Source organism: Pseudomonas sp. NS1(2017) (assembly GCF_002269425.1).
GTDB classification, from domain to species: Bacteria; Pseudomonadota; Gammaproteobacteria; order Pseudomonadales; family Pseudomonadaceae; genus Aquipseudomonas; species Aquipseudomonas reactans.
The window spans coordinates 4666207-4687732 of sequence record NZ_CP022960.1 but is presented as its reverse complement, the minus strand read 5'-3'; the positions used below and the strand labels follow the sequence as shown (position 1 = coordinate 4687732).

Annotated in this window: 14 protein-coding genes and 1 pseudogene; 4 read left to right on the top strand and 11 right to left on the bottom strand. The window is 54.5% G+C overall.

The features are described 5' to 3' along the window. Positions 1–23 precede the first annotated feature (23 nt). The 4 genes from pgm to CI807_RS21870 form a co-directional block, all read right to left on the bottom strand. Positions 24–1667 carry a phosphoglucomutase (alpha-D-glucose-1,6-bisphosphate-dependent) gene (gene pgm / locus CI807_RS21885; protein ID WP_095016182.1) on the bottom strand — a complete coding sequence of 548 codons (1644 nt, stop codon included), beginning with the start codon at positions 1665–1667 and terminating at the stop codon, positions 24–26. 106 nt (positions 1668–1773) lie between these two features. After that, complete coding sequence (locus CI807_RS21880) at positions 1774–3180, bottom strand: PLP-dependent aminotransferase family protein (protein ID WP_095016181.1); 1407 nt, start codon at positions 3178–3180, stop codon at positions 1774–1776. Beyond that, complete coding sequence (locus tag CI807_RS21875; protein ID WP_095016180.1) at positions 3177–4586, bottom strand: hypothetical protein; 1410 nt, start codon at positions 4584–4586, stop codon at positions 3177–3179. The genes CI807_RS21880 and CI807_RS21875 overlap by 4 nt, the downstream gene beginning before the upstream one ends. A 708-nt stretch (positions 4587–5294) precedes the next feature. Next, entirely contained in the window at positions 5295–6317 is a 1023-nt protein-coding gene (locus CI807_RS21870) for a zinc-dependent alcohol dehydrogenase family protein (protein ID WP_016975808.1), read from the bottom strand. 247 nt (positions 6318–6564) lie between these two features. Here CI807_RS21870 and CI807_RS21865 point away from each other — a divergent pair, with 247 nt between their 5' ends. Continuing rightward, positions 6565–7479, top strand: a complete 915-nt coding sequence (locus CI807_RS21865) for a LysR substrate-binding domain-containing protein (RefSeq protein ID WP_010210548.1) — start codon at positions 6565–6567, stop codon at positions 7477–7479. Positions 7480–7676: 197 nt separating this feature from the next. On the opposite strand, the gene CI807_RS21860 is transcribed toward CI807_RS21865, so the two are convergent. The 6 genes from CI807_RS21860 to CI807_RS21830 all read right to left on the bottom strand — a co-directional run bounded on the left by CI807_RS21860 (position 7677) and on the right by CI807_RS21830 (position 13848). Continuing rightward, a complete protein-coding gene (locus CI807_RS21860; protein WP_095016179.1) occupies positions 7677–8747 on the bottom strand; it encodes an SAVED domain-containing protein in 1071 nt (356 codons plus the stop codon). After that, positions 8744–9208 carry a Mov34/MPN/PAD-1 family protein gene (locus CI807_RS21855; protein ID WP_027605761.1) on the bottom strand — a complete coding sequence of 155 codons (465 nt, stop codon included), beginning with the start codon at positions 9206–9208 and terminating at the stop codon, positions 8744–8746. Before CI807_RS21855 ends, CI807_RS21860 begins: the two co-directional genes overlap by 4 nt. Continuing rightward, a complete protein-coding gene (locus CI807_RS21850; RefSeq protein ID WP_095016178.1) occupies positions 9198–10916 on the bottom strand; it encodes a ThiF family adenylyltransferase in 1719 nt (572 codons plus the stop codon). Before CI807_RS21850 ends, CI807_RS21855 begins: the two co-directional genes overlap by 11 nt. Then, a complete protein-coding gene (locus tag CI807_RS21845; protein ID WP_095016177.1) occupies positions 10913–12115 on the bottom strand; it encodes a nucleotidyltransferase in 1203 nt (400 codons plus the stop codon). The genes CI807_RS21850 and CI807_RS21845 overlap by 4 nt, the downstream gene beginning before the upstream one ends. Positions 12116–12906: 791 nt before the next feature. Then, the gene (locus tag CI807_RS21835) at positions 12907–13386 is read right to left on the bottom strand and encodes an ATP-dependent helicase (RefSeq protein WP_095016176.1); all 480 of its coding nucleotides are present in this window, start codon (positions 13384–13386) and stop codon (positions 12907–12909) included. A gap of 297 nt (positions 13387–13683) precedes the next feature. Beyond that, positions 13684–13848, bottom strand: coding sequence for an AAA family ATPase (locus CI807_RS21830; RefSeq protein ID WP_256221200.1), 165 nt, complete (start codon positions 13846–13848; stop codon positions 13684–13686). A 900-nt stretch (positions 13849–14748) separates the two neighbouring features. Between CI807_RS21830 and CI807_RS21820 the strand changes: the two genes are divergently transcribed. Then, complete coding sequence (locus CI807_RS21820; protein WP_095016175.1) at positions 14749–18555, top strand: hypothetical protein; 3807 nt, start codon at positions 14749–14751, stop codon at positions 18553–18555. Positions 18556–19135: 580 nt separating this feature from the next. After that, positions 19136–20089, top strand: a complete 954-nt coding sequence (locus tag CI807_RS21815; RefSeq protein WP_095016174.1) for a DUF4365 domain-containing protein — start codon at positions 19136–19138, stop codon at positions 20087–20089. Positions 20090–20273: 184 nt separating this feature from the next. On the opposite strand, the gene CI807_RS21810 is transcribed toward CI807_RS21815, so the two are convergent. After that, positions 20274–21020, bottom strand: coding sequence for a DUF2971 domain-containing protein (locus CI807_RS21810; protein WP_095016173.1), 747 nt, complete (start codon positions 21018–21020; stop codon positions 20274–20276). 124 nt (positions 21021–21144) lie between these two features. Here CI807_RS21810 and CI807_RS21805 point away from each other — a divergent pair. After that, positions 21145–21276, top strand: a pseudogene (locus tag CI807_RS21805) (transposase); the annotation flags it as partial. Between the last annotated feature and the right edge of the window lie 250 nt (positions 21277–21526).

The following is a 21526-nucleotide window of genomic DNA, read 5'->3' as shown; positions in this document are numbered from 1 at the left end:
GCAAGCCGGGCTCCTACAATGGGTTACTGGCTGATAGCAGCGTCTACCAGCACCTGCGCCTCTTCCACCAATTGCTTGAGGTGATCCTCACCGATAAAGCTCTCGGCGTAAATCTTGTAAATATCCTCGGTGCCCGATGGCCGTGCGGCGAACCAACCGCTTTCAGTCATCACTTTCAGCCCGCCGATCGCCTGGTTGTTGCCCGGCGCGTGACTGAGAATCTGCTGGATGCTTTCCCCGGCCAATTCAGTGGAGGTCACCTGGTCCGGCGACAACTTGCCCAGCAAGGCTTTCTGCGCCGGAGTGGCCTTGGCATCCACACGAATCGCAAACGGCTCGCCCAGGGCATCCGTCAGGCCGCGGTAGATCTGGCTTGGGTCCTGGCCTTTGCGCGAAGTCATTTCTGCAGCCAGCAGCGCCGGGATCAGGCCATCCTTGTCAGTACTCCAAACATTGCCGTCCTTGCGCAGGAACGAAGCACCGGCGCTTTCTTCGCCGCCAAAGCCCAACGAGCCTTCGAACAGGCCATCGGCAAACCATTTGAAGCCTACCGGCACTTCGTACAGACGACGGCCAATGCGTGCGGCGACGCGATCGATCAAGCCACTGCTGACCACGGTCTTGCCCACGGCAGCGTCCGCGCGCCAGTCAGGACGGTTCTGGAACAGGTAGTCGATGGACACCGCCAGATAGTTGTTCGGCGCCAGCAGGCCACCGGACGGGGTGACGATGCCGTGGCGGTCGTGGTCCGGGTCGCAGGCGAAGGCCACGTCGAAACGCTCTTTGAGACCGATCAGGCCTTGCATGGCGTAGCTGGAGGACGGATCCATACGGATCTGGCCGTCCCAGTCAACACTCATGAAGCGGAACGTGGAGTCGACCTCAGTGTTCACCACCTCCAGGTTCAGGCGGTAATGCTCGGCAATTGCCGACCAGTAGCGTACCCCTGCTCCGCCCAGCGGATCCACGCCCAGCCGCAGGTCGGCGCTGCGAATGGCGTCCATGTCGATCACGTTGACCAGGTCAGCCACATAGCTGTTGAGGTAGTCATGGCGATGAGTGGTATCGGCCTTGAGGGCCTGGGCGTGGCTGATGCGCTTGACCCCGGCCAGTTGGTTGGCCAGCAGTTCGTTGGCCTTGGCTTCGATCCACTTGGTTACGTGGGTATCAGCCGGGCCGCCATTGGGTGGGTTGTACTTGTAGCCGCCACTCTGCGGCGGGTTGTGCGACGGCGTAATGACGATGCCGTCGGCCAGGCCACTGGTGCGGCCACGGTTGTAGCAGATGATGGCGTGGGAAATCGCAGGTGTCGGCGTGTATTCGTCGCCTTCGGCCAACATCACATGCACACCATTGGCGGCCAGTACTTCCAGGGCGCTTGCACCGGCAGGCGTCGACAGCGCGTGGGTGTCCAGGCCGACGAACAGCGGGCCGTTGATGCCTTGGGTTTCACGATACAAACAAATGGCCTGGCTGATGGCGAGTACGTGCCATTCGTTGAAGCTCAGTTCAAACGAGCTGCCACGGTGCCCAGAGGTACCGAACGCCACGCGCTGGGTGGAGATTGCTGCATCAGGCTGGCCCGTGTAGTAGGCCGTGACCAGTCGCGGGATATCCACCAGCAACTGGGCTGGCGCCGGCTTGCCCGCAAAAGGACTGATTGTCATGCATAAACCTCGGAAAGAAAGATTCGGGATAAAACGGCAGTTTACTGAGAGTTGGACTACTGCGCGACGTTATCGATCCTACAACAGCAAGAGAAACTTCATGCACTCATCCCGTCTGCGCCTGATGCAGCGCTTCACCTAGCGCCGCCAGGAGACTGTCCAAATCCTGTTGCCCCTGAAAAGTGTGGCTCAGACGCAAATGTTGCTGATGCAGGCCGCTGACACTGAACAGTTCGCCAGGAGCAATCACCACTTGCCGGGCAAGCAGGCGCTGGAACACCTGGCGCATATCCACTGTTCTTGTGGAGCCTAACCAGAACGCTGCACCGGCAGCGGGTGCACGATAGGCCACTTGGTCTCCCAGATGCCGGTCCAGGCGCTCGCACATTTCGTCCGCCCGCTCGCGTAACTGCAGGCGCAGCCCACGCAGGTGCAGGTCAATTCGTCCGCTGTGATAAAGGCGCGCAATGGCGCGCTGACGGATCGGTGACAGACGAAACGAGCGCAACAGGAAATGGCGCTGCAGTTCGCTGCTCATACGCCGGGACAGCAGATAGCCATAGGGCGCTTCCGAACCCAGCACTTTCTCGAAAGAGGAAAACACTATCAGTCGTTCAGGGTTCACCAGCTCCCGCAGTGCGGCCTGCGAATCGTCGAAACCCAACTCGCCAAAGGTGTCGTTTTCCAGCAGCCAGCAACCGTATTGGTCCAGCATTTGTGCCAGGGCCAGGCGATCCTGAAGGGGCATGGAAATCCCGGCCGGCACGCTGACCCTTGATGACAGTAACACCAGATGCACCGACTCGACGCCCAGCAACTGGTCAAGGTTCACCAGATCCAGGCGCCCCTCCGCTGTCCAGGGCAGCTCAAGGATACGCACCCCGGCATCCTGAAGCAGGCGCAGGACCAACCAATCGCAAGGCGATTCCACAATCACCGACCTCCCCCTCAGCCCCAAAACTTCGATGAGGATGTCCAGTACACTGCGCAGATCAGCACCGATGTAGACATTGTCGGCCTGCCAGCAGCGAGTAGGCGACGACGTGTAACGCGCCGCCAGCGCTGCGCGCAGCTCCCAGACGCCGCAAGGCTGGGACCAGGGCTGCAGATACCGCGGATACTGGCGGACCAGCTCACGCTCCAGGCGCAACAGCGTGCCATCCAGAGAAGCCAGCAGCGCGGGCTCATCCCCGCTGAGCACCACCATTCCTGGACTCCGTGCCGCGGCGTAGAGCCGATCCAACAGATCACCGCTGGCACCTGCCAGCGGATTTGCGGAGAGTGGCCAGGCGTAATAGCCCGATTTGGCCACCGAATAGACCCTGCCCTCTTTTTCAAGCAACGAGTAGGCATACTGGACCGTCGAGATCGACACGTTCAAGCGCCCCGCCAATTGCCGCAGGGAAGGCAGTTTTACCCGTGCGTCGGTACTGACCTCGTTGATCAGGTTGATCATGTAGCGATAGACCGCCTGATACGCGAAATCCGCCTGCCGTTCGCCGCGCAGTGTCATCGCCCGGACAATTGACAGGCTTGCGCACTGTCATAGGCCATGGCGCCAGCACTGTGCTGTTCGCCACTCGAGTAGCTCAGCGGGCGTTTGCGATAAAGGTGTTGCAACAAAGGCATGGATAAACCGCTGGTATCGGTGAGCCACTGTTGCAGCATGTCGGCGGACAGCTTGCCCTGCAGGGCTTTGTGCAGTTCCGGCAAGGCCACCAGCATGCCCGGATGACACTGTCGCAAATAGCCTTCCAGCCGTTCACCATGATGGATAAACGGGGAGAACAGCAGGCAAATCAACTGAGTCTCGTCCAGCCCAAAGAACTGCTGGGCATAGGTGCTCGACAGGGTGCGGCTTTCACGGGTTCCCAGCTGTTCGAACACGGCCTCGGGCACGCAGCGTGTGGCCTGTCGGATAAAATCTTGCACGCCTTGCTCATAATCCAGGTCCCGCAGGCATTGGGCCTGCAGCCCACGCAGGTGGGCCATCAGCAGCGGGTTGGAATAGGCGGGATGACTGAAGCGAAAACCCTGCGGGTCAGGCGAGAGGGCCATGAACGCGTTGAGCATGGATGAGGATGGCAGGTCTACGTCGTCCAGCAAATCGGCGATACCGATGTAGGCCAAGTGACGATGGCTGGCCTTGCTAGGGTTTTGACTCGCTGCATACTGGTCTCCGTATACATCGCGGTAATAACCGGTACTCCATTCGTCCATGCGTGCGAACAGTCCGGTGAGCGACGACGGCCAATTCTCCGGTATCGCGATACCCGCACCGCGTGCTGTGTTCTTGAGCCAGGCGAGAAGCTGAGTCTGCTTGCGTGGCGAGTCACCGCTGACCAGCGCATGCACTCCGCCATTCCAGGAGGCGACGCGCTGGTAGAAATCCCCAAGCGCCAGGTAGGTATCACTGCACAACGTGGCGCGGCAGTCACCAGAACTCAGGTGACCGACCATTAACATGTTGCGCTGGCTGATTTCTCGTCCAAGGGTAGACGCGGGTCGCAAGTGGTTGAAAGGTATAACTTCCTGGTTTTCCACCATCAACAGCTCAACCCTTGGATCATCGTGTAGAAACAGACGCCCATAACCCCGATTGAGGTCATCAAGCATGCTTTCGGTCATTCCGGCATGCCGCAATGTCGCGACGCGCAAATGAAAGGTTCGTGGGGCTCGTCCAGCGATGGTCAATTGAGCAGCCCGCAACAAGGCCAAGGTGTAGCTACTCACTTTACCGCCGCCATGGGCCACCAGCACTTTGTAATCCCCCACTTGCTCCATGCCGCCTGCCGCCACCACGATCCGCTGGACCAATAACTGGAGTGCCGTTCGCTCTTCACGAGCAAAGTGCCCGATCAAGCGCTGTAAAACTTGCTGATAAACATAAGTCATAGCCTGTTCGTGAATAGTGCTCATCATTCTATTACCTGAGTTTGGATATCAGTTTCAAGCAACTGTTGGCAGTATTTGCTCGACCTGTTGCGCGTGTAAGAAATTCGCGCGCAGCCCCGTACGCCAATGACTAAACATTAGCACCACGAAACAAAATGACATCAGTTACATCGTAATAGGCACACGTCCTGAAAACGCAAAAAAAACGCCGTATTTACTGGCTTCCAGCAAGCAGGATCAGGTCCCTAGGATGTTTCTGACAAACTCTTACACGCATCTGAACGACCACTTAAGGAAGGTTCTTACAAATGCCTACGACCAACTTTCCAACTTATTGTATTGAAACTTCTCGTGAGCACCTGAGTTTCCCTGGCGCCCTGCGCTGACCGCGCAATCAGTTTCAACTACTCGCGATAGTGGTATCGGATATTCAATCATTGCTCAGTCCTTGAGATGAAAGTGACGGCGCAATTATCAGCGCTGGAATAATGATTAATAGATACAGAACCCTGCCGAAAACCAGTGCAGATGAATAACAACAGGCCTATAAGTCACGCGCACACAAAGACGCCGCACTGGAATTCAGGGCGGCGTCAGGGAAAATATCAGGTTTTAGGGGTTAAAGCGCCAATCTGGCAGCGGGTGGGCAGCACCCTTGCAGCCCTGTCAAATGGCGCTTTTGTCCCATGCAACAAGTGTAAGAAATGTTCTTTTTGAGAATATTCCTACACCCTAAACAGCTTCAACCTGCAATGCAACTCGCTCCCGGCACGGGCATTCGTCCATGTAGCGATGCGCTTCCACGAACTGATTGAACGGAAACACCGTGGTTTTCAGCGGTACCAGCACACGGTCGGCGGTCAGCTGGTTGATATCCCGGAGCGCCCGCTGCAAGGCGACCTGGTCCTGGATGATGCCCAGCTCAGGCTTGCCCGTGAAGTTGCCGATACAGTGCACAAAGAACTGAATGTTCTTTTGAAACGCTGCACAGGCAGGGAACGGTGTCTGGTTGCCGCCCTGCAAGCCGTACAGCACCAGGCTACCACGCGGCGCGAGCACATCGCCGAGCAGCGACATCTGTGGGCCGCCCAAACCGTCGAATACCACATCGACACCACGGTTGTCGGTGAACTTGTTGATTTGCATCAACAGGTCCTGCTCTTCGGTGACGATGACCTTTTCCGCCCCCAGGGACAGCAGATACTCACGTTCTTCACTGTCCTTGGTGGCCGCAATCACCCGTACACCCAGGGCTTTGCCCAGTTGCACAAAGGACGGGCCGGCGCAGTGGCTCGCGTCCGTCACCAGGGCAAATTGCCCAGGTTTGACCCGCGCCAGGTCCACGTACGCAAAGTAGGCAATAAGCAGCGGCGTGTAGTGCACGCTCGCCTCGATAGGGCTCAACACATCCGGATACCGGGTCAGGGCCGAACGGGGCAGGACGATCTGCTCGCCATACACCGGATAATCATTGGGGCTCTCGGCCGGAAAACTGGCCACCTTATCGCCCACTGCCAAATCATCCACGCCATCGCCTACAGCGACCACCACACCGGCCATTTCATGGCCAAGGCCGGACGGCAAACGTGCATGGGAAGACGCCAGGTTCTGGCGCCACAGAATGTCATACCAGCTGATGCCAATCGCTTCGACACGCACCTGCACTTCGCCCGGTGCGGGCTGCGCGGCTGCATGCTCTTCGCATTTGAGCACCTCGGCCGGACCAAACTTGTGAAAACGGATCGTGCGGGACATCGCAAACCTCGTCAAAGTAACCTCTAATGCCATGAACTCTATCTGGGCTTTCCGGGTAAGACCACCGGTCGCCATTAATAGTCGACATGCCTGTCATTGATTCCGCATGTGAGGAATAGACCTCAGCTATCGTAGGAAAACTCAATTATCCTGTGCAGAGTACCAGCCTTTCCCCGTAAGATTCATGCCGGTCATTGTTTACATATGGCCGCTCTCGTCAAGTTTGCTGACTCTTCCAGGACACAAGATGAACCGTAACGACCTGCGTCGTGTCGACCTTAACCTCTTGATCGTATTCGAAACCTTGATGCATGAGCGCAGCGTGACCCGTGCCGCCGAGAAATTGTTCCTCGGCCAGCCGGCCATCAGCGCAGCGTTGTCACGCCTGCGCGGGCTGTTTGATGATCCGCTGTTCGTGCGCACCGGCCGCAGCATGGAGCCATCGGCCCGGGCGGTGGAAATCTTCGCCCTGCTCTCCCCGGCCCTGGACTCCATTTCCACCGCCGTCAGCCGCGCCGCCGAGTTTGACCCGGCCACCAGCACCGCCGTGTTCCGCATCGGCCTGTCCGATGATGTTGAATTCGCGCTGCTGCCCCAACTGCTCAAACGCCTGCGTGCCGAAGCCCCTGGGATTGTGCTGGTGGTGCGTCGCGTCAACTACATCCTGATGCCGGGCCTGTTGGCTTCCGGCGAAATTTCCATCGGCGTCAGCTACACCGCCGACCTGCCCGCCAACGCCAAACGCAAAGTATTGCGCCGCAGCCTGCCAAAACTGCTGCGCGCCGACAGCGTACCGGGCTCCCTGAGCCTCGACGACTTCTGCGCCCGCCCCCATGCGCTGGTGTCGTTTGCCGGTGACTTGAGCGGGTTTATTGACGAAGAACTGGAAAAACTCGACCGCAAACGCCACGTGGTACTGGCCGTGCCGCAGTTCAACGGGTTGGGTACCTTGCTGGCAGGCACGGATATTCTGGCGACCGTGCCGGACTATGCGGCCGAGGCGCTGACCTCGGCGGGAGGCTTGCGTGCGGAGGATCCGCCGTTGCCGGTGCGCAGCTTTGAGCTGCATATGGCGTGGCGGGGGTCGCAGGATAATGATCCGGGAGAACGGTGGTTACGGTCGCGGATTCAGATGTTTTTTGGCGACCCTGAGAGTCTTTAGACGTCGTCTGGCAGGCTGTTCATCTGATCATTTCTGCCTTTCCACAAACCATGGAGATCTATTCACTTCCAGTGGATTGCTACATTGGGGGCACATCTGAGGGCATGCTTTGGATGGTTTGAAAAGGATGCCCCCACTGCCCGCAATCCTGCCTAAGCATCAGTGTTTCGCTAAGCGCCAAGAGAACTTTAGCGACATCATCGGTGTACGATTTCCGGCTGGAGCACCCCCGCTACAGGCATGCGCACTACCCAAGGGAATCGTTTGGGATCGGCCTGTTCGTACTGATTGACCTCCAGGCGAGGCAGATTCCGCTTGTCATACAACATGCCTAGCCGCAATGCCAGGCTTGCAGGGGCAGCCAGAAACAAAGTTATTTCTGTAACGCCTTTTCGAACCAAGGACATAACTGTATCGAGAAACTGCTGAGCGAGTTGTTGTTGTTTCAACTCGGACCAATGCGTGTCGGTACCACGCCCTTCCAGATCCATCCGGATAATGGGCGTTCCTGCTTCAGCGATCTGCACATCAACATCCAAAACATCGTACGAAGCGGTCACACAGAGCGCCACGCGGGTCGCCCCTGCTTGCAAGGTATCCAAGCCTGCCACCACAAAGCGTTTACCGTCATCATCAACGGTCAACCCACGCCAGGCACGCAGTTGCCGATCCCAGTCCATGATGACCGTGTTTGACTCATCGTCGACGATCACTCCGAGGAGAAAAAGCAATGGCACCGGTGCAAGCCCACCGAGCACAAACGATATATCGGATCGATCCAACCCATCGCAACGTCGTGCAATGTCATCCGGCAGGCTTGAAATTCGACGTACTGCAGCCTCTGGGCTCACGATCTGCCCGTCTACAACTCCTTGCCTCAAGTCGCTGATCACCTGCTCACGGCGACCGGGTATTGATGAGGGAACCGCTGAAGCCAGAGGTTGACCTTGCCAATCTCTCAACCCTCTGGCCTCGATCACGATGACCTTCTTACGGCTCTCTCGGCGGATATCACAAACGACCAGCCATCCACCTAGCAATACAATCACACAAGCTATCGCGAACACACCCCAGCTCAACGCACCGGAGCTTCCAGAGGTATCCCAGCTAAAGTTAAACGGCCCCTGGGAAGTTGGAATCGTAATGCCGACTGTCAGTCCTACGAGCACCAGACCAAAGAGGGGCACGCCTACTCGAATCAGTGTGACGCCCGGCGAACGTCGCCTGAAGACCCAATCGATAAGCGATTTAATGAAGTAATTTATCAATGTCTATGCTCCAGAATGACAACCGGTGATGGGCTAAAATGGCGACGAAACAAGGTGCAAGAACATGAGATCTTCCGCCACCATTGCAGCCGAACGATCAGCAGAACCGCAAAATCGATACCGCGCTCACCGTTGACAAGATCGACCATAGACTCAACGTCCTGAGCACTTGGCGTCACCGGGAATCGAGGGTGCGAATGCCACTCACCCAAGTAGTTGAAGCGATCATATTGATGCCCGGTTTCGCAGAAGAACGCATTCAACGCCTCGGCATGGGCTTCCGAACTCCGGACGAAATGGGCTTGCCCTCCCGTCTGGCTGTCAATCGTCAAGTCAACAACTCGGAAATGACCGGGCTCAATCTGCTCCCCCATCAACACACCGCCAATCTCTCGACTACCCGCCGCTCTGAGCGCCTTTCGCAACTGCTCCTTGACGCTATCCGCAAATTCAACTTGCATCGTTGGCCTTTGGTAGAAGGTCTGCGAAGAATTTCTTGAAGGCCTCAACGTCGCCATCTTGTACCTCCATGCTCCAACCATCGGTTGGGCCAAGATCGATCGGCCTAACATCGAATGGCGCCGTAAAGAGCCATCTTCCAGACAGGCCAATCAAATAAGCGGAGTATGGGAAGATCGTCGCTTCGGGACGAGCAAGTAGGTCAGTGGCAAAGCGAGACAGGTGCGCAGCAATCACAGTGACGTCTGCATCGTCGGCTATCAGCGGCACTCCCGATTCGCCGCCCCCAGCATAAGGCTGGGCGGCCGGCTCATCAGGCCATTCGACGCCCTGAGTGGCGTACCACGCCTCAATGCGCCTACGGGTCTCCAAAGGTGTGGGATCTATATCTGGACGTAACCGAACAACTATTCCGCCAGCCCCACCACCAAACACCTGAGCCCAGCACAATGATTTCTTGGCTCTTCGTGCAATGGCCGAACAAAGGTTGAAGACCGCGGGATCGGCGGTTGCATCAATGATCAAATCACAGTCTGCGATGTACTCCATCGTGGTAGCGGTTGACCCTCCGCTCTCTTGGCCACCGAGCACAGTAGTACGAGTGAGGACTTCGCAATCGGCATTTACTTCATTCACGCGAGCGGCCAGTGCTTGCGACTTGTGCATCCCCACCGCCCGCCAATCGAGTTCATTACGAACCAAATTACCCACAGCCAGAATGTCGCCATCCACCAGCACAAACTTGCCCACACCAACTCTGGCAAGCTGCACGGCCACCTTGGAACCTAGAGATCCGCAGCCAACAATCGCAACCTTGGCAGACCCGAGGTTGACGTATGCGGGATCAAGACGAGCGCCATCACGCTCAGCAAATACCAGGTCGTAGTTGATGAGCGTTTTTGCTCCAGCCTGGCCCAACATCATCAGCGCTTGAATACTCTGTCCGTCGAAGAGGATGACTTCAATCTCGCTCGGCTCTTGTACCAAGTCAGATGCCAACTCTCCAAGGCCAAACTGCTCTAGTAGTGCGACAAGCTCATCGACTGCTCGACACTTGACTGCAGCCCCCTCTGGCAAGCGGACTACCTTTGCTTTCAATGAGGTAGCACCATAGCCACGCCTGTTGGGCTCTTGCCAAATGGGCTCCTCTGTAGGGCCTATTCGTGCAAGCTGAGCGGCGTATACACCGGCGAGGTGATGCTCCTGCAGCTCAGCATCCACTGCATGTCCCTCTTCAACCGACAACAGGCCAGCCCATACAGCCCTGGAATAGAGGAAGCGGAATTTGGAGTTTCTTGCTCGCTGCGCAGGGAGGACTCTGTGATCTGACGGCGCGGGCTCACCAGTTTCCTGTTCGGATGAAAGCAGGCGATGAGCACTTTCGATCATCATGGCGCCAGTGATCTCTGGCATCCAATTGTCGGAGCGGTACTCCAAGCACAGCTCACCCGATGGGCCGTACTGATGGCCGGACAGACGTTCCTTTTCGCGGGATACAACCGACGGCACCACATCCGGAAAGAACTCAGGAAAGTCCAGTGTCAGTGGAATAACCCTATCATTCACTACCAGCTCGAAGTCGACGGCGATCTGTAGCTCCCCGGTGAGCCTCCAGACCACCGCTTGTAGCCAGTCATGTTTGTCTGCCAGTTCCGATATCGCAGCACGCTCCGACTGTGCCCTGCGTGGTTGCTCCGCCCACCAGATCAAGCAAACCCCCTTGGCGAAGTAGGTTCCCGCCGAGTATTCGGAAAAGCTGGGGCACTGGCTGTTGAAGCGATTGCAGCAGCGGCTGAAGCAGGACTCAGCATGCTGCCAGGTAGAGGGCCGAGGCGTGTGGCAGCCCTCTCGACGGCAGCCCCCATGCGGGGTTGAACACTCTCGATCAGACGGCGACGCTCAACCTGGCCCGCTAGCTTCTCAAAATCTTGACGTGCCTGATGCAACCACTCAAAAAACGCGACCTCCCGTTCCGGATGTACAGGCCACTTGTCTGCAAAGTTTTCAAGGGGATCGGAAGGGTTGCGAATAATGCAGTGTGATCCATCATGCTCGATGAAGTCATGCATCCGCGAGAGGATTGCGTACAAGGCATCAGCGATCTTTTCCTCGCCATTGTAAGCATGGGCGGCAAGTGTCGTGATGATGATCGAGATCGGGCGTTCGTCGTACCGCCCTTCGAACATGCCGTCACGATGACGCTTCAAGATCATGATGGCGGACTGAAGAGGTGTTCTTACCTTGTAATCTGGAATATCTTCGACGCTGGCTCTGATCGACTCCGCCAATGCGCGCTTGCGGCGCTCGAACACTTCCCCCATCCTGCCCTTGAACCACTCGGCATAACCCTTCGGGTTGGAGCGCTGCCAGTCATCGGAAACCACATGGTAGACAGGCGACTCAAGATCCGTAATGACCATCGCCGTCTCGGACCATTTCAGGTCAAGATTTCGAGCTTCGAGCAACAACCGCTGCCGCTCAGCGTTTGGGACAGCCGGGACGATATCCATGTGAAACTGGGCACCATCTGCATAGTCAAGCACCCAGCAACGCCGTCCCTCTCGAACAGGCTTCACCATGTTCTGGGCTCTGCGGTATGCCTTTATCTCGTTCCCGACAAGCTCCTTCAGCTGCGCCTGGGTCAGATCTCTCGCTCCAAGGAACCGGAGCAGACACACTGAGTCGACGTCGTACTCTTCCTCATCATTTAAAGGACGAATTGCCGTCCCCAGCCGAAATGATCCTTGCACATAGACCTGAGGATCGTAAGCAAGGACGGTGGACTCTGGACGGTGCAGCCAGTCACCCAATGATGCATAGCTGCGGCGAGCCTGGTCGTAACGTGACTCGCTGATTGCAAGCTCATCCGCTAGCGCGGCCAGAAAATCTTCGGCAGTTTTTGTCGGCATGGACCTCTATTCCCTGAATGTTGCCTGTCTATAGCACTAATATGCCACCACCGTTGGGGGGACGGTAGTGGCCACCGTTCGATTCGCGCCCCTCTTGGAACTGGGGCCAACCACCGCCCCTTCAAATGTAATCCGTATTGATTGCTGTGGCTCACGTCAAGCTGCCCAGGATCTCGCCATTCCCTTCCAGGAGTGGCGTCACCATGCATTCAATGGTCTTCAGGCCGCAGGCAGCTCTATTCGGCCTCGGGATCGCCTTGGTTACGAACAAGGCTGCTTCACCGGGCGACTCTGACCCGAAAATTGAACATGCCCAACTAACCGATACGACCCTCTTCGCCATCGGTGCCTGCCAATAACGCTTGGACATTGGGCTTCTTCGCCACATACAGCACTGCGCCGATGGACTCACCTTTTACCCGATGGACCGTCTCTACCCTGATACCCGGCCCCTGTTTGGCATCTGCACCCTAACCAGCAAGAGGGAGCTCCAGAAGCTTGGTCTTTGCCAGCTTGTTACCTAGGGTGCCAACTGCCTTCAATCCAAACTGCTTTTCGATTGTCGCAAGCAGGATTTTAAGATTCTTCACAAGCCAGGGATGCCAATCGGTTTTGGCAATGAGATTTGAGGACGGCAAACCAGCGTCTTCATTGCGAATGAAGGCCCATAGCAGTCGCCTCAACCGCAGCATCCATCCCTCATGCGGGGCACCTTGTAACTCGGTACTGAGTCCGTGGGGAGGATCATCCAGCAAACCGACGACAGCTCTGCATACACATTTAAAGCACTCCTAATAGCGCCCTTGCTGATCTCGTAGCAACGCCGCTTCACTGAACATGGCAACGGTGCCTTGTCCCGGAGGGGCGACCTTTCCAGCCAGCATCACCGCTCGATCCGCCGATCTGCAGATAATTGCCGCATCGTCGTGCTGCATTTTCAACTCGTCGATTCGAGCTTTGAACGAGTCAAACAGCCTGGGGAGCTCCGAATCTTTGTACCCAATGAAATAACCTCCCCCCGCCTCGGGATCTCGATCTGGTTTGTCGTTCCTGCCACAAAGTCGGTTCGCAATGTCGATGATCGGTGGTAACGAACGATAATTTCGAGTGAGCTTGTATGGGGTGACACCGGCCCGCGCCTCGTAGGTGTGCAGAAACATGCCGTCAGCGCCCGCAAAAGCGTAGATGCCTTGATTGACGTCCCCGATGAGGGACACCGTTGCACCGGCCTTTATGATGAGTTCCAAGATAGCCTGATGCAGCGCGCTCAAATCCTAAGACTCATCAACGAGGATTTGCGGGTAACGGGCTACTAAAGCTCGAAGCACAGCCGGCTGCTCTACCAAGGTTCGATAAACCCGGTAGCGTCCGAGGTCATGGGTGTAAGCGCCTGTGCTGCCAAGCCGCGTCACAGAATCTAGCGCCTTCCAGGTGACTAGGTGTGCTGGCCCTGCGTGAGCATCGACGAAGAAAACGGACTCCCGTCTTCCATTCCTACCTCTAATTCCTTGACCGAGATCGGGCGATCGTCACCCCCTGGCCAATACTGATAGTTACTCAGGAACAGCTCAGAACCTGCTACGAGGTAGGCAGCCTTGGTCGCTGCCATGGTCCGATACGGCGCTTTTGCCCAAATTGTTTGGGCCTACCAACACGTTCAGTCCCGGCTGAAATTTCAGCTTGGCGTCACGCAGTTTGCGGAAATTTTTGATCGTCAGCTCAGCGAGGTACATAAAAGGCTCCATCCTTGTTTTGCAGATCAAATCCTATTGAGCTGAAGCGTGCAATAACGGATACGTGATGGATGCTGCCTCAATTGCTCCAAGCTGGAGCAAGGTAAACTGACGTCGAATTGACCCAGTGGCTGACGGCGCGCTGACCCAGAATCGATCAGTGCGCTGATCGGCGCGCCCCCCCTAGGCGATGCCATCATCGACCGGCTGCCACATAACGCTTATCGCATCGAGCTACAGAGCGAATCGATGCGCAAACGCATGACGAAACTGAAGACGCCGATCACTTCAGAGTAACAATGTCAACCTGCGTCAGTACGCTCCGAATTCCTGTCCGGATGAACGTAGAATGAATATCTGGATGCTCGTGGGCTGAGTGTCCGGATAGCGTGGAATCCGCAGTCAGACCCTCGTCGAGCTCATCAGCCCCGAGCTGGCGCCCCTAGTACGGCGGAGGCTGAAGCTGAAATCGAAGCCCGAAAAGCCGCTTTTCACGGTTTTAACCCAGGCGGTACCAAGTTCGTTGTGCGTTGCCTGGATGCGGCGCTTGGGATCGCCCGTCCCTGTGGGGCATATTCCCGACCGTATATAACGCAATCGAGTGTTCCGAGAAAGGCCCGGCCTGGCGCCGAGCTCGCGCACCTCAAAACTGAGTGAGGCCTTGCCGTCCATGCGTTAACCCGGTAACGGCCAAGCTGACGACTGCCAAGGCATTCTGCGTAACAGCGTCAAAGCCTTCGTAAAACACACGCAAGGATAATCTCCTGAACCAAATCGCGTCCCGCTCAACTAGCCGGGCGAATGATGGTGTTCGCGTTATCGAAAAAACCATGACCGTTCAGTAAGCTACCAGCACAGGCGTCGACGCAGTGAGCGACCCACCAAGGATTTCGGAAGAACATGAGTTCGTATGATCTGATCAAAGATCTGGAGAGAAAACTGGCGCTCTACAAAGACACGCACCCTTCGCGTGTGGCCTCTCCAAACTCCCTTCACGAGCGGATCGCTCATTACATTCACGCTGCGCATATCTACCCGAGACCTCTAAACCGAGACAACGTGACAGCCCTGCTAGAGGGGCGAGATTCCTGGCCAACAGTGGCAGGTGCAGAGTTTTGTCTAGCTTACCCGGTGGACGTCTCGGAGCTTGAACAGGCCCGCGTTATTGCATTCCCGGATGACTATCTGGCCGTACAGCCCAAAGTGCCCTCGACCCCCGACATGCCGCCAAAGCTGCGGCATCAGCTAGATGCACACACCCTTCTGTACGAGCTGCGGTACCTCAACGATGTCTGGGAACCCCCGCAGTTAAGACTTTGCCAAGAAGACGTTACCTCAATCGACCTGGCCTTCCTGCGCGATACCTTTGAATCTCGAGCCGAAGGTTATCGGCTGAAGGTAAAGCGCGAAGACCTTAAAGGCGTAGGCACTTTCCTATGGAAACGACTGATAGACGGCTCAGTAGACCCAGATACCGCTTTTTCCAATTACATCACCAGGATGCGACTGGCCGCTGGCAGTATTGCTATCTTCCAAATCGATTTCGATCTAGATATCGACGTTAAACAGTACCTTGACTGCGCCTTCAACTATATCGCTGCAGATAAGACACTATTTGATAGCTGGGCAGACTGCGCAGCCAATGTCGCTATCAGTCACAATCGTGTTAACAACATCATCAAGAAGCCATCTCCTCTAGTGGTGCGGAAAAGACCGGGACAACCTGACGAAGTGAGCCAAGAAGCGGAATCCTATTGTGAGGCTCTTGATTTCTCTCAGCTTGAAAGCATGATCTACAATCTAGCGAGCAGCCCCCCCACCACGCTCATAGAGGGTGCAAAATGGTGGAAAGATGTAACGCATTATCGATTCCAAGGGATCGGAGGCATTAGCGAGCACTTAGTTCACTTAATCCTCCAGCGCGAGCATAACCTTTACTCCCCCAGAGACAGCTTCCCTCTCACCCGGAAACTAATCGACTTAGCCCATCGCTCCCCTAAATTGGTCGGAGCCCTGTTCAGTGATATCTATCACCCTCCCTATCTTTGCTTCTTACTCTCGAACCCGAAGACAAACCAATTTGGCTTGATCGGTGTTTATGAAAATATAGAGCGGAACATGCGCCCCATATCAGAATATGCCTCTTATGAGAAGAACTGGGGTGACTTAGTATGGACTCAAGCTCTTGAAATATTTTACAACAGCTACGAGCAGTATGTTCGCCTACCAGCCCTACCCGAAGCTATAGATCAGCTTTGCGAAATGATCGCTTGGTTCGCCAACCACGAGATCAACTACAACTCTCGTCACAAGTTAATAGCAGACACTCGCCTGCCTAGCCTCCAAAAGACCATAAGCACCGTGAGGTACTTGGATGATTCAAGACAAGTTAGGTACCTCATAGAGGATCACCGCCAAATACTCATCAATCGTGCGCACGAACACCTTCAGAAGGCTCGTATAGGGGACCGATATCTACCCCTCGGAGGGTGGCTGATTTTATTCTGGTGCCTTGACTGGGATTTGGCCTCATCCAAGTCACACCATAATTCGAGTAGCCATGCACTTGATGCATGCGGGGCATTGATCGATAGCTACCTAGGACTGCTGTATGACCGCCTGAATGGTGACACAAATGCGGTTGATGACCCGCTCGCATTTGATGAGCTTGAATGGCTCAGCGTCTATATAAACGCATTAGCCGAGCAGCGCGAACGCTGGATCAGTGCTCTTGATGATCAACCTGCGATCGATTCAGGTGACCCCGCCAAAGAAAAAAGAGACACCGTATTCGCTGCTCGCATGCACACCCGATTGCTACTGAAACTTTTCACGCAAACTGAATACACTCCAGAGCACGCAGTGGAGAAGCGCATTTTTGCAAGTAAGCTCATGGGTATTATCGAACGCTTTGGCTTCTATTCAGAGTGGCAATCTGGAGTTTTCGATTATTTGCATGATAACTCGGACTACAGCCCTATAAAACTATGGCCAACAGTTTGCAATGTAGCCAACAATTTTACTCCGATAGAATTTCAAGAGCTAATTGCAATTTTGCGGCGAAGGGAGGCCCCCTTAAGAGCGCTATTTATAATGCTAGAGCGCACTACTGCATATGAGAACAAGAAACTTGTAGTAGGACTGATAGCTGAGCGTAATCTAGAAGAAGCGGCAACCAACTGGACCCCCGAAGCCTTCGACATCATCCTGAAAGCCGCTAACAATGGTCAAATGAAAATTGCCAGGGAATATCTAGACTACGTAAGGAAATACTCTCACAAAACTTTTAAAAACAAGACTGCTGAAATATCTGCCAAACTAGACCTTAAAGATATATTTGACAACAAGAAGCTGCCAGACCAGGAAAAAATCAATAGACTATGCTTGTATAAAATATCCAGCGAAGAACAACAGATCACCAATGAAGTTCAAAGCTTCAAGCGATACCTGATTGCTTCCCTTACAATGTTTGTGGATCATGCCAAAGCACTGGAGATGTTCAGCAGTGTGCTCGATGTAGAACAAACATTACAGAACGCGACGGGTTTTATCAAAGTAGCGCTCTCTTGGCCCACTGACATTGCTCGACCCGAACCGCTTGAGTTTTATTTAAAGCGCTGGCTGGACACCTATCAAACAACTTTCAAGACGGATCTCGCCGCCAAACTCAGCGATGTTGAGCTAAATTACATTCTTCAGCTCTGCTTGGAAACGGAACATTTCGACGATTTCAAACGATTCTGGAATGTGGCATCGCCCCAGCAGCAGAAGGCCTATGAATTAGCTCCACTGAGGGCAGAGTATCTCAAGCGTATGAGAAGCGCCGAAGAAGCACTGTCTTATCTCCAACAGATACGTATTACTCATCGATCTTTCCCACTCGATGTAGAAGAGAAAATCGCTGCCATTGAGAATAGCCTCAGGAGCACCGGCACCGTGGGCCTATCTAAGCCTCAGCCAATCCTCAATGCTGAGATTGACTCCTCTCATGACAAGCTGCGTCTTGCATGGCTTACAATCAAGGACATGAACGCATACGATCAAAGTCAAATATTTATGAATGCCACAACAAATATTGATGAGTACCTGTTCGAATTGGTAGAGCATGTGGGTCGGGAGTTACTGAAACGTAATGGAAATCTCCAGCGCAAAAAATTGGCTCCAGCGTCCGCGAGCACGATCATGCTCGATGAGGAAGACATGATTAACGACTGGTTTGTATCGCTCGTATGTCAACGCATGAGTTTTCTTAATTGGACGATGCCGGATCAGTCACGTACTGGGCGCTCAGGCAGCGGTAAGGGTGTCGGCGAGACTGATGGTTGGGTACGGGATGGAAGGGGAAACCCGGTTTTCCTATTTGAAGGTTTTAGGCTTGGGAACTACATCGACACTACGCAAATTGATGAGCACCTGAACAAGATCGGCAGATATAACTCCATGGGTATGAGTACGGTGTTTGTAGTGATCTATGTAGCTACGGAAAACTTCTCACGGCTGTGCGAATCCTATGTTAAACATGTTGAGAAATGCGACTACAGAGACTTTGACGATGATTACAAAAGCGGATTACAACTCATAACCACACAGGGAAATAGCTTTAACGCCAGATACTATAAGGAAACACGTAAAATCAATCAGAGTGATGTGAACATCTACCACCACTTGTTACATCTCAAACCCCCCATGGACAGTGATGAGGGTTGATTTGAAGGATTTGGAATGAGAACTCCATCACAGCACAAGCCTGCGAAAAAATTTGAGTCGGCGACCGTGTCCTATTGCAGCATCTGCAGAGCGAGGTTGCCGAACTGGAAGCGACAAATAACGGAGCGATATCTGTCGCCGACTGCTCGAAAGCCCCAGTGAACGCCCACTGCGGTGACCCGACCAGCCAGTCTTCGATGTGGGTACAGGCCAGCGGCCCGCCCGATTTGACACAGACGGATCGAGACGCAGCCCTGATATTGCTTCGTGAAGCCAAGCGCGACTGTGGCGGATTAACCCTGAAAACGGGCGGCCTAGGCGCTGAAGCTCGAGCGTCGCCTCACCCTGCCTCTGCTACCAGAGTCCGGCAGATTGGACTACAACAGCACCCGTTCGGTTTTTCCCCTCCAGCGGCGGATCACCCCCGATACCCCGCCAGATGCTTTGCACCCACTCGAAACGGAGCAAGCCCAGTCCTACTTGCTGTAGGGTGCGTTCTAAGGTATCCATCCCCGAATTCGGTCTAAGGCGGCTAATTCTGCCTTGAGATCGATTCCGTCTATCCAGTGCAGGAACTAACATGCTCGATTATTCTCTTCCCCAGCGGCCATCCTCTCACGTGACCGATAGTCGCGCCAAAACACTACTGCGTGTGGCGCTTCCGCCTCAATGGATACTACGAGACCAGACCGAGAACGACTACGGCATCGATTTTCATCTTGAGTTTACTGACCAGAACAACCAGGTCATCGGCTGGATTGCTGGAATTCAGCTAAAGGGGACAGCATCTGGGAGCCGTGACAAGCCCGAGGAATCCCCCGTTGTTGAAATCAAGCGGAGAACCTTTAATCTCTGGAAAGTTTACGAAACACCCGTTTTTATAGTGATGATCGATGTTGATACCGAGAAGGTTTATTTCAAGTCGATTGAGCTGGAAAAACGACATGATCCCGCTAGATTCATAATTGGTCGTACCGAGTCTCTGAGCTTACGGTTTACCGAAACAGATTTTACAGATGTAAAAAAACTCGATCTGCATTACCAGTTCGCTAAAAATCTTCGAATGATGGATTGGGCGCTGCCGTCGATCATGACTACACATAAGACGTTTATAAGCCTGTTCGATCGCTACCAACGCAACGGCCACCTGCCGGTAGATGGCGAGGGGACATATGATCCGGAGAATTTCGCTGCCCATGAGCATGAGCGTCGCATTCGCAATGTCTACTCCGATATGAGGGAGCTCTGCCCGCTAATCGGATTTGCATGGGGTGTTCCGAGCATCGAGGCAACCATCCACGACCACGACTGGTACGATGGAGGTAGCGAAATGTATGAATGCCACTTCACCATGATCCTGCAACAGCTTGATGTTAAGTTTCAGGAAATATTCGAAACTGTAAAAATAATCGTGACGAGCTTTAATAAATACTGGAAATTACGCAACCCCGAGTTTGCCGCCTACGCGCTTGAAGATCATCCTTTGTTCTCGAAGCTGACCCATGAGCAACGCAAACTTTATCTGAAATTCTAGGGTAGTCGTCACCTTGCATAGCTTTGATCTTGAAGCCCCCCCTAGTTTGATACAGTCATCTCTATCGCCACCGAGCATGCGCTGATTTCACCTTCACACGCAGTCTAACCTCCGCTGGGTCATCCATTGAATCAGCGGTTGACGAAGGGCTCATTGCTTGTTGCACAGCCCCCACAGCCTCGTTTCAGGATGCACTGGACGCTACGTAGGGAAGAAACCCCAGGCCGAATACGTCCTCAAGCAAAAAGGCTTCTTTGAACTGGATTCCGGGGTTCAGATGGAGGATTTGGTGAATTTCTGTTTTATTGGCATCAGGCATACGTGCGCCAAAAATGATTGCAGAGATCGGCGCCGGGGCCCGATAAAGCTTACTTCCAGCAGGCGCAAGGGCTCTCCATTCCCTCTCATAGCTCCACTGCTTGGCCTTCGTGTACACACAAACGTCGATAAAGCTCTCCTCAGCATCGGCAGGCAGATTTTTCAAAGAGAGTGGCGGGTAGATCTCGGTGTATTTCACCGGTTGAGCGAGGCGTCCCAGCAGACACGTATCATCGATCATGAACTCGATGCAGAAGCCCTTGTGGTACTCAGCGTAGTGAGACCACATAAGGATTTCTTCAGGAGTCTCGCTGAGACATAGAACCCCGATTTTTTGCATGTGGGCACGTAGTGACTCGCGAAGCTCGGCATACGCGGCTTCATCCAATTCACTCGATACCTTCAGGGCATCGTCCACCACGGTATTTTTCATGATGATCTCGAGGGCATGTGCGACAGACTCGTGCAGCCTCTTGGGGTCAAGATTAATCGCGCAATCGAAAGGATCGTTGAAGCTGGCAGGGCTTGACATCCAAACGGTGTTTTCAGCCAACGACTGCAATGAATACTGTGTGAAGCTTTGGTATTTGTAGAGGAAAAGCGGAGTTTTCATGGTCATCCGAGGACTATGATGCTGAATAATTGGCATGGAAAAAATGGACGCGCGAGATCACAGCCTGGACTGCCCCCGGCACCGTAGACTTCTCCAGCCTTCGCTTTGAGCACAGGAAGAGTCTATAAGCACACAACGATGCACGCCGGAACTCAAGGCAGAAGCCGTCAGGCAGGTCATTAAACGCGGATACTCAGTTGCGGAAACAGCCGAGCGCCACGGCGTTTCGGCCCACAACATCTATGCATTGATTCGATGTCGTAGAACCCAATAGTGTGGGTCATCCGATATGACCTAAAACTCCAAACTTGTGCGCTCTAGGATGAGGCCCCTACCCTGCACCTATGAACTACTGAAAGCCATCTGGTCTCTGCCTGAAATCGCCACTCGCGAACCTGATGCACTGGGGGCAAAACTGGGGGCATATTTGAATTTTTCCTGCCTGAAGATACCGCCCTAGAGCCAAGTCAAAATGTTCTTTGGCGACCCTGAGAGTCTTTAGGTTT

Bases quoted from the DNA above. Each gene is read 5' to 3' on its own strand.
- pgm (WP_095016182.1), bottom strand. From the start codon at position 1,667: ATGACAATCAGTCCTTTTGCGGGCAAGCCGGCGCCAGCCCAGTTGCTG.
- CI807_RS21880 (WP_095016181.1), bottom strand. From the start codon at position 3,180: ATGACACTGCGCGGCGAACGGCAGGCGGATTTCGCGTATCAGGCGGTC.
- CI807_RS21875 (WP_095016180.1), bottom strand. From the start codon at position 4,586: ATGAGCACTATTCACGAACAGGCTATGACTTATGTTTATCAGCAAGTT.
- CI807_RS21870 (WP_016975808.1), bottom strand. From the start codon at position 6,317: ATGTCCCGCACGATCCGTTTTCACAAGTTTGGTCCGGCCGAGGTGCTC.
- CI807_RS21865 (WP_010210548.1), top strand. From the start codon at position 6,565: ATGAACCGTAACGACCTGCGTCGTGTCGACCTTAACCTCTTGATCGTA.
- CI807_RS21855 (WP_027605761.1), bottom strand. From the start codon at position 9,208: ATGCAAGTTGAATTTGCGGATAGCGTCAAGGAGCAGTTGCGAAAGGCG.
- CI807_RS21845 (WP_095016177.1), bottom strand. From the start codon at position 12,115: ATGCCGACAAAAACTGCCGAAGATTTTCTGGCCGCGCTAGCGGATGAG.
- CI807_RS21830 (WP_256221200.1), bottom strand. From the start codon at position 13,848: ATGTACCTCGCTGAGCTGACGATCAAAAATTTCCGCAAACTGCGTGAC.
- CI807_RS21820 (WP_095016175.1), top strand. From the start codon at position 14,749: ATGAGTTCGTATGATCTGATCAAAGATCTGGAGAGAAAACTGGCGCTC.
- CI807_RS21815 (WP_095016174.1), top strand. From the start codon at position 19,136: ATGCTCGATTATTCTCTTCCCCAGCGGCCATCCTCTCACGTGACCGAT.
- CI807_RS21810 (WP_095016173.1), bottom strand. From the start codon at position 21,020: ATGAAAACTCCGCTTTTCCTCTACAAATACCAAAGCTTCACACAGTAT.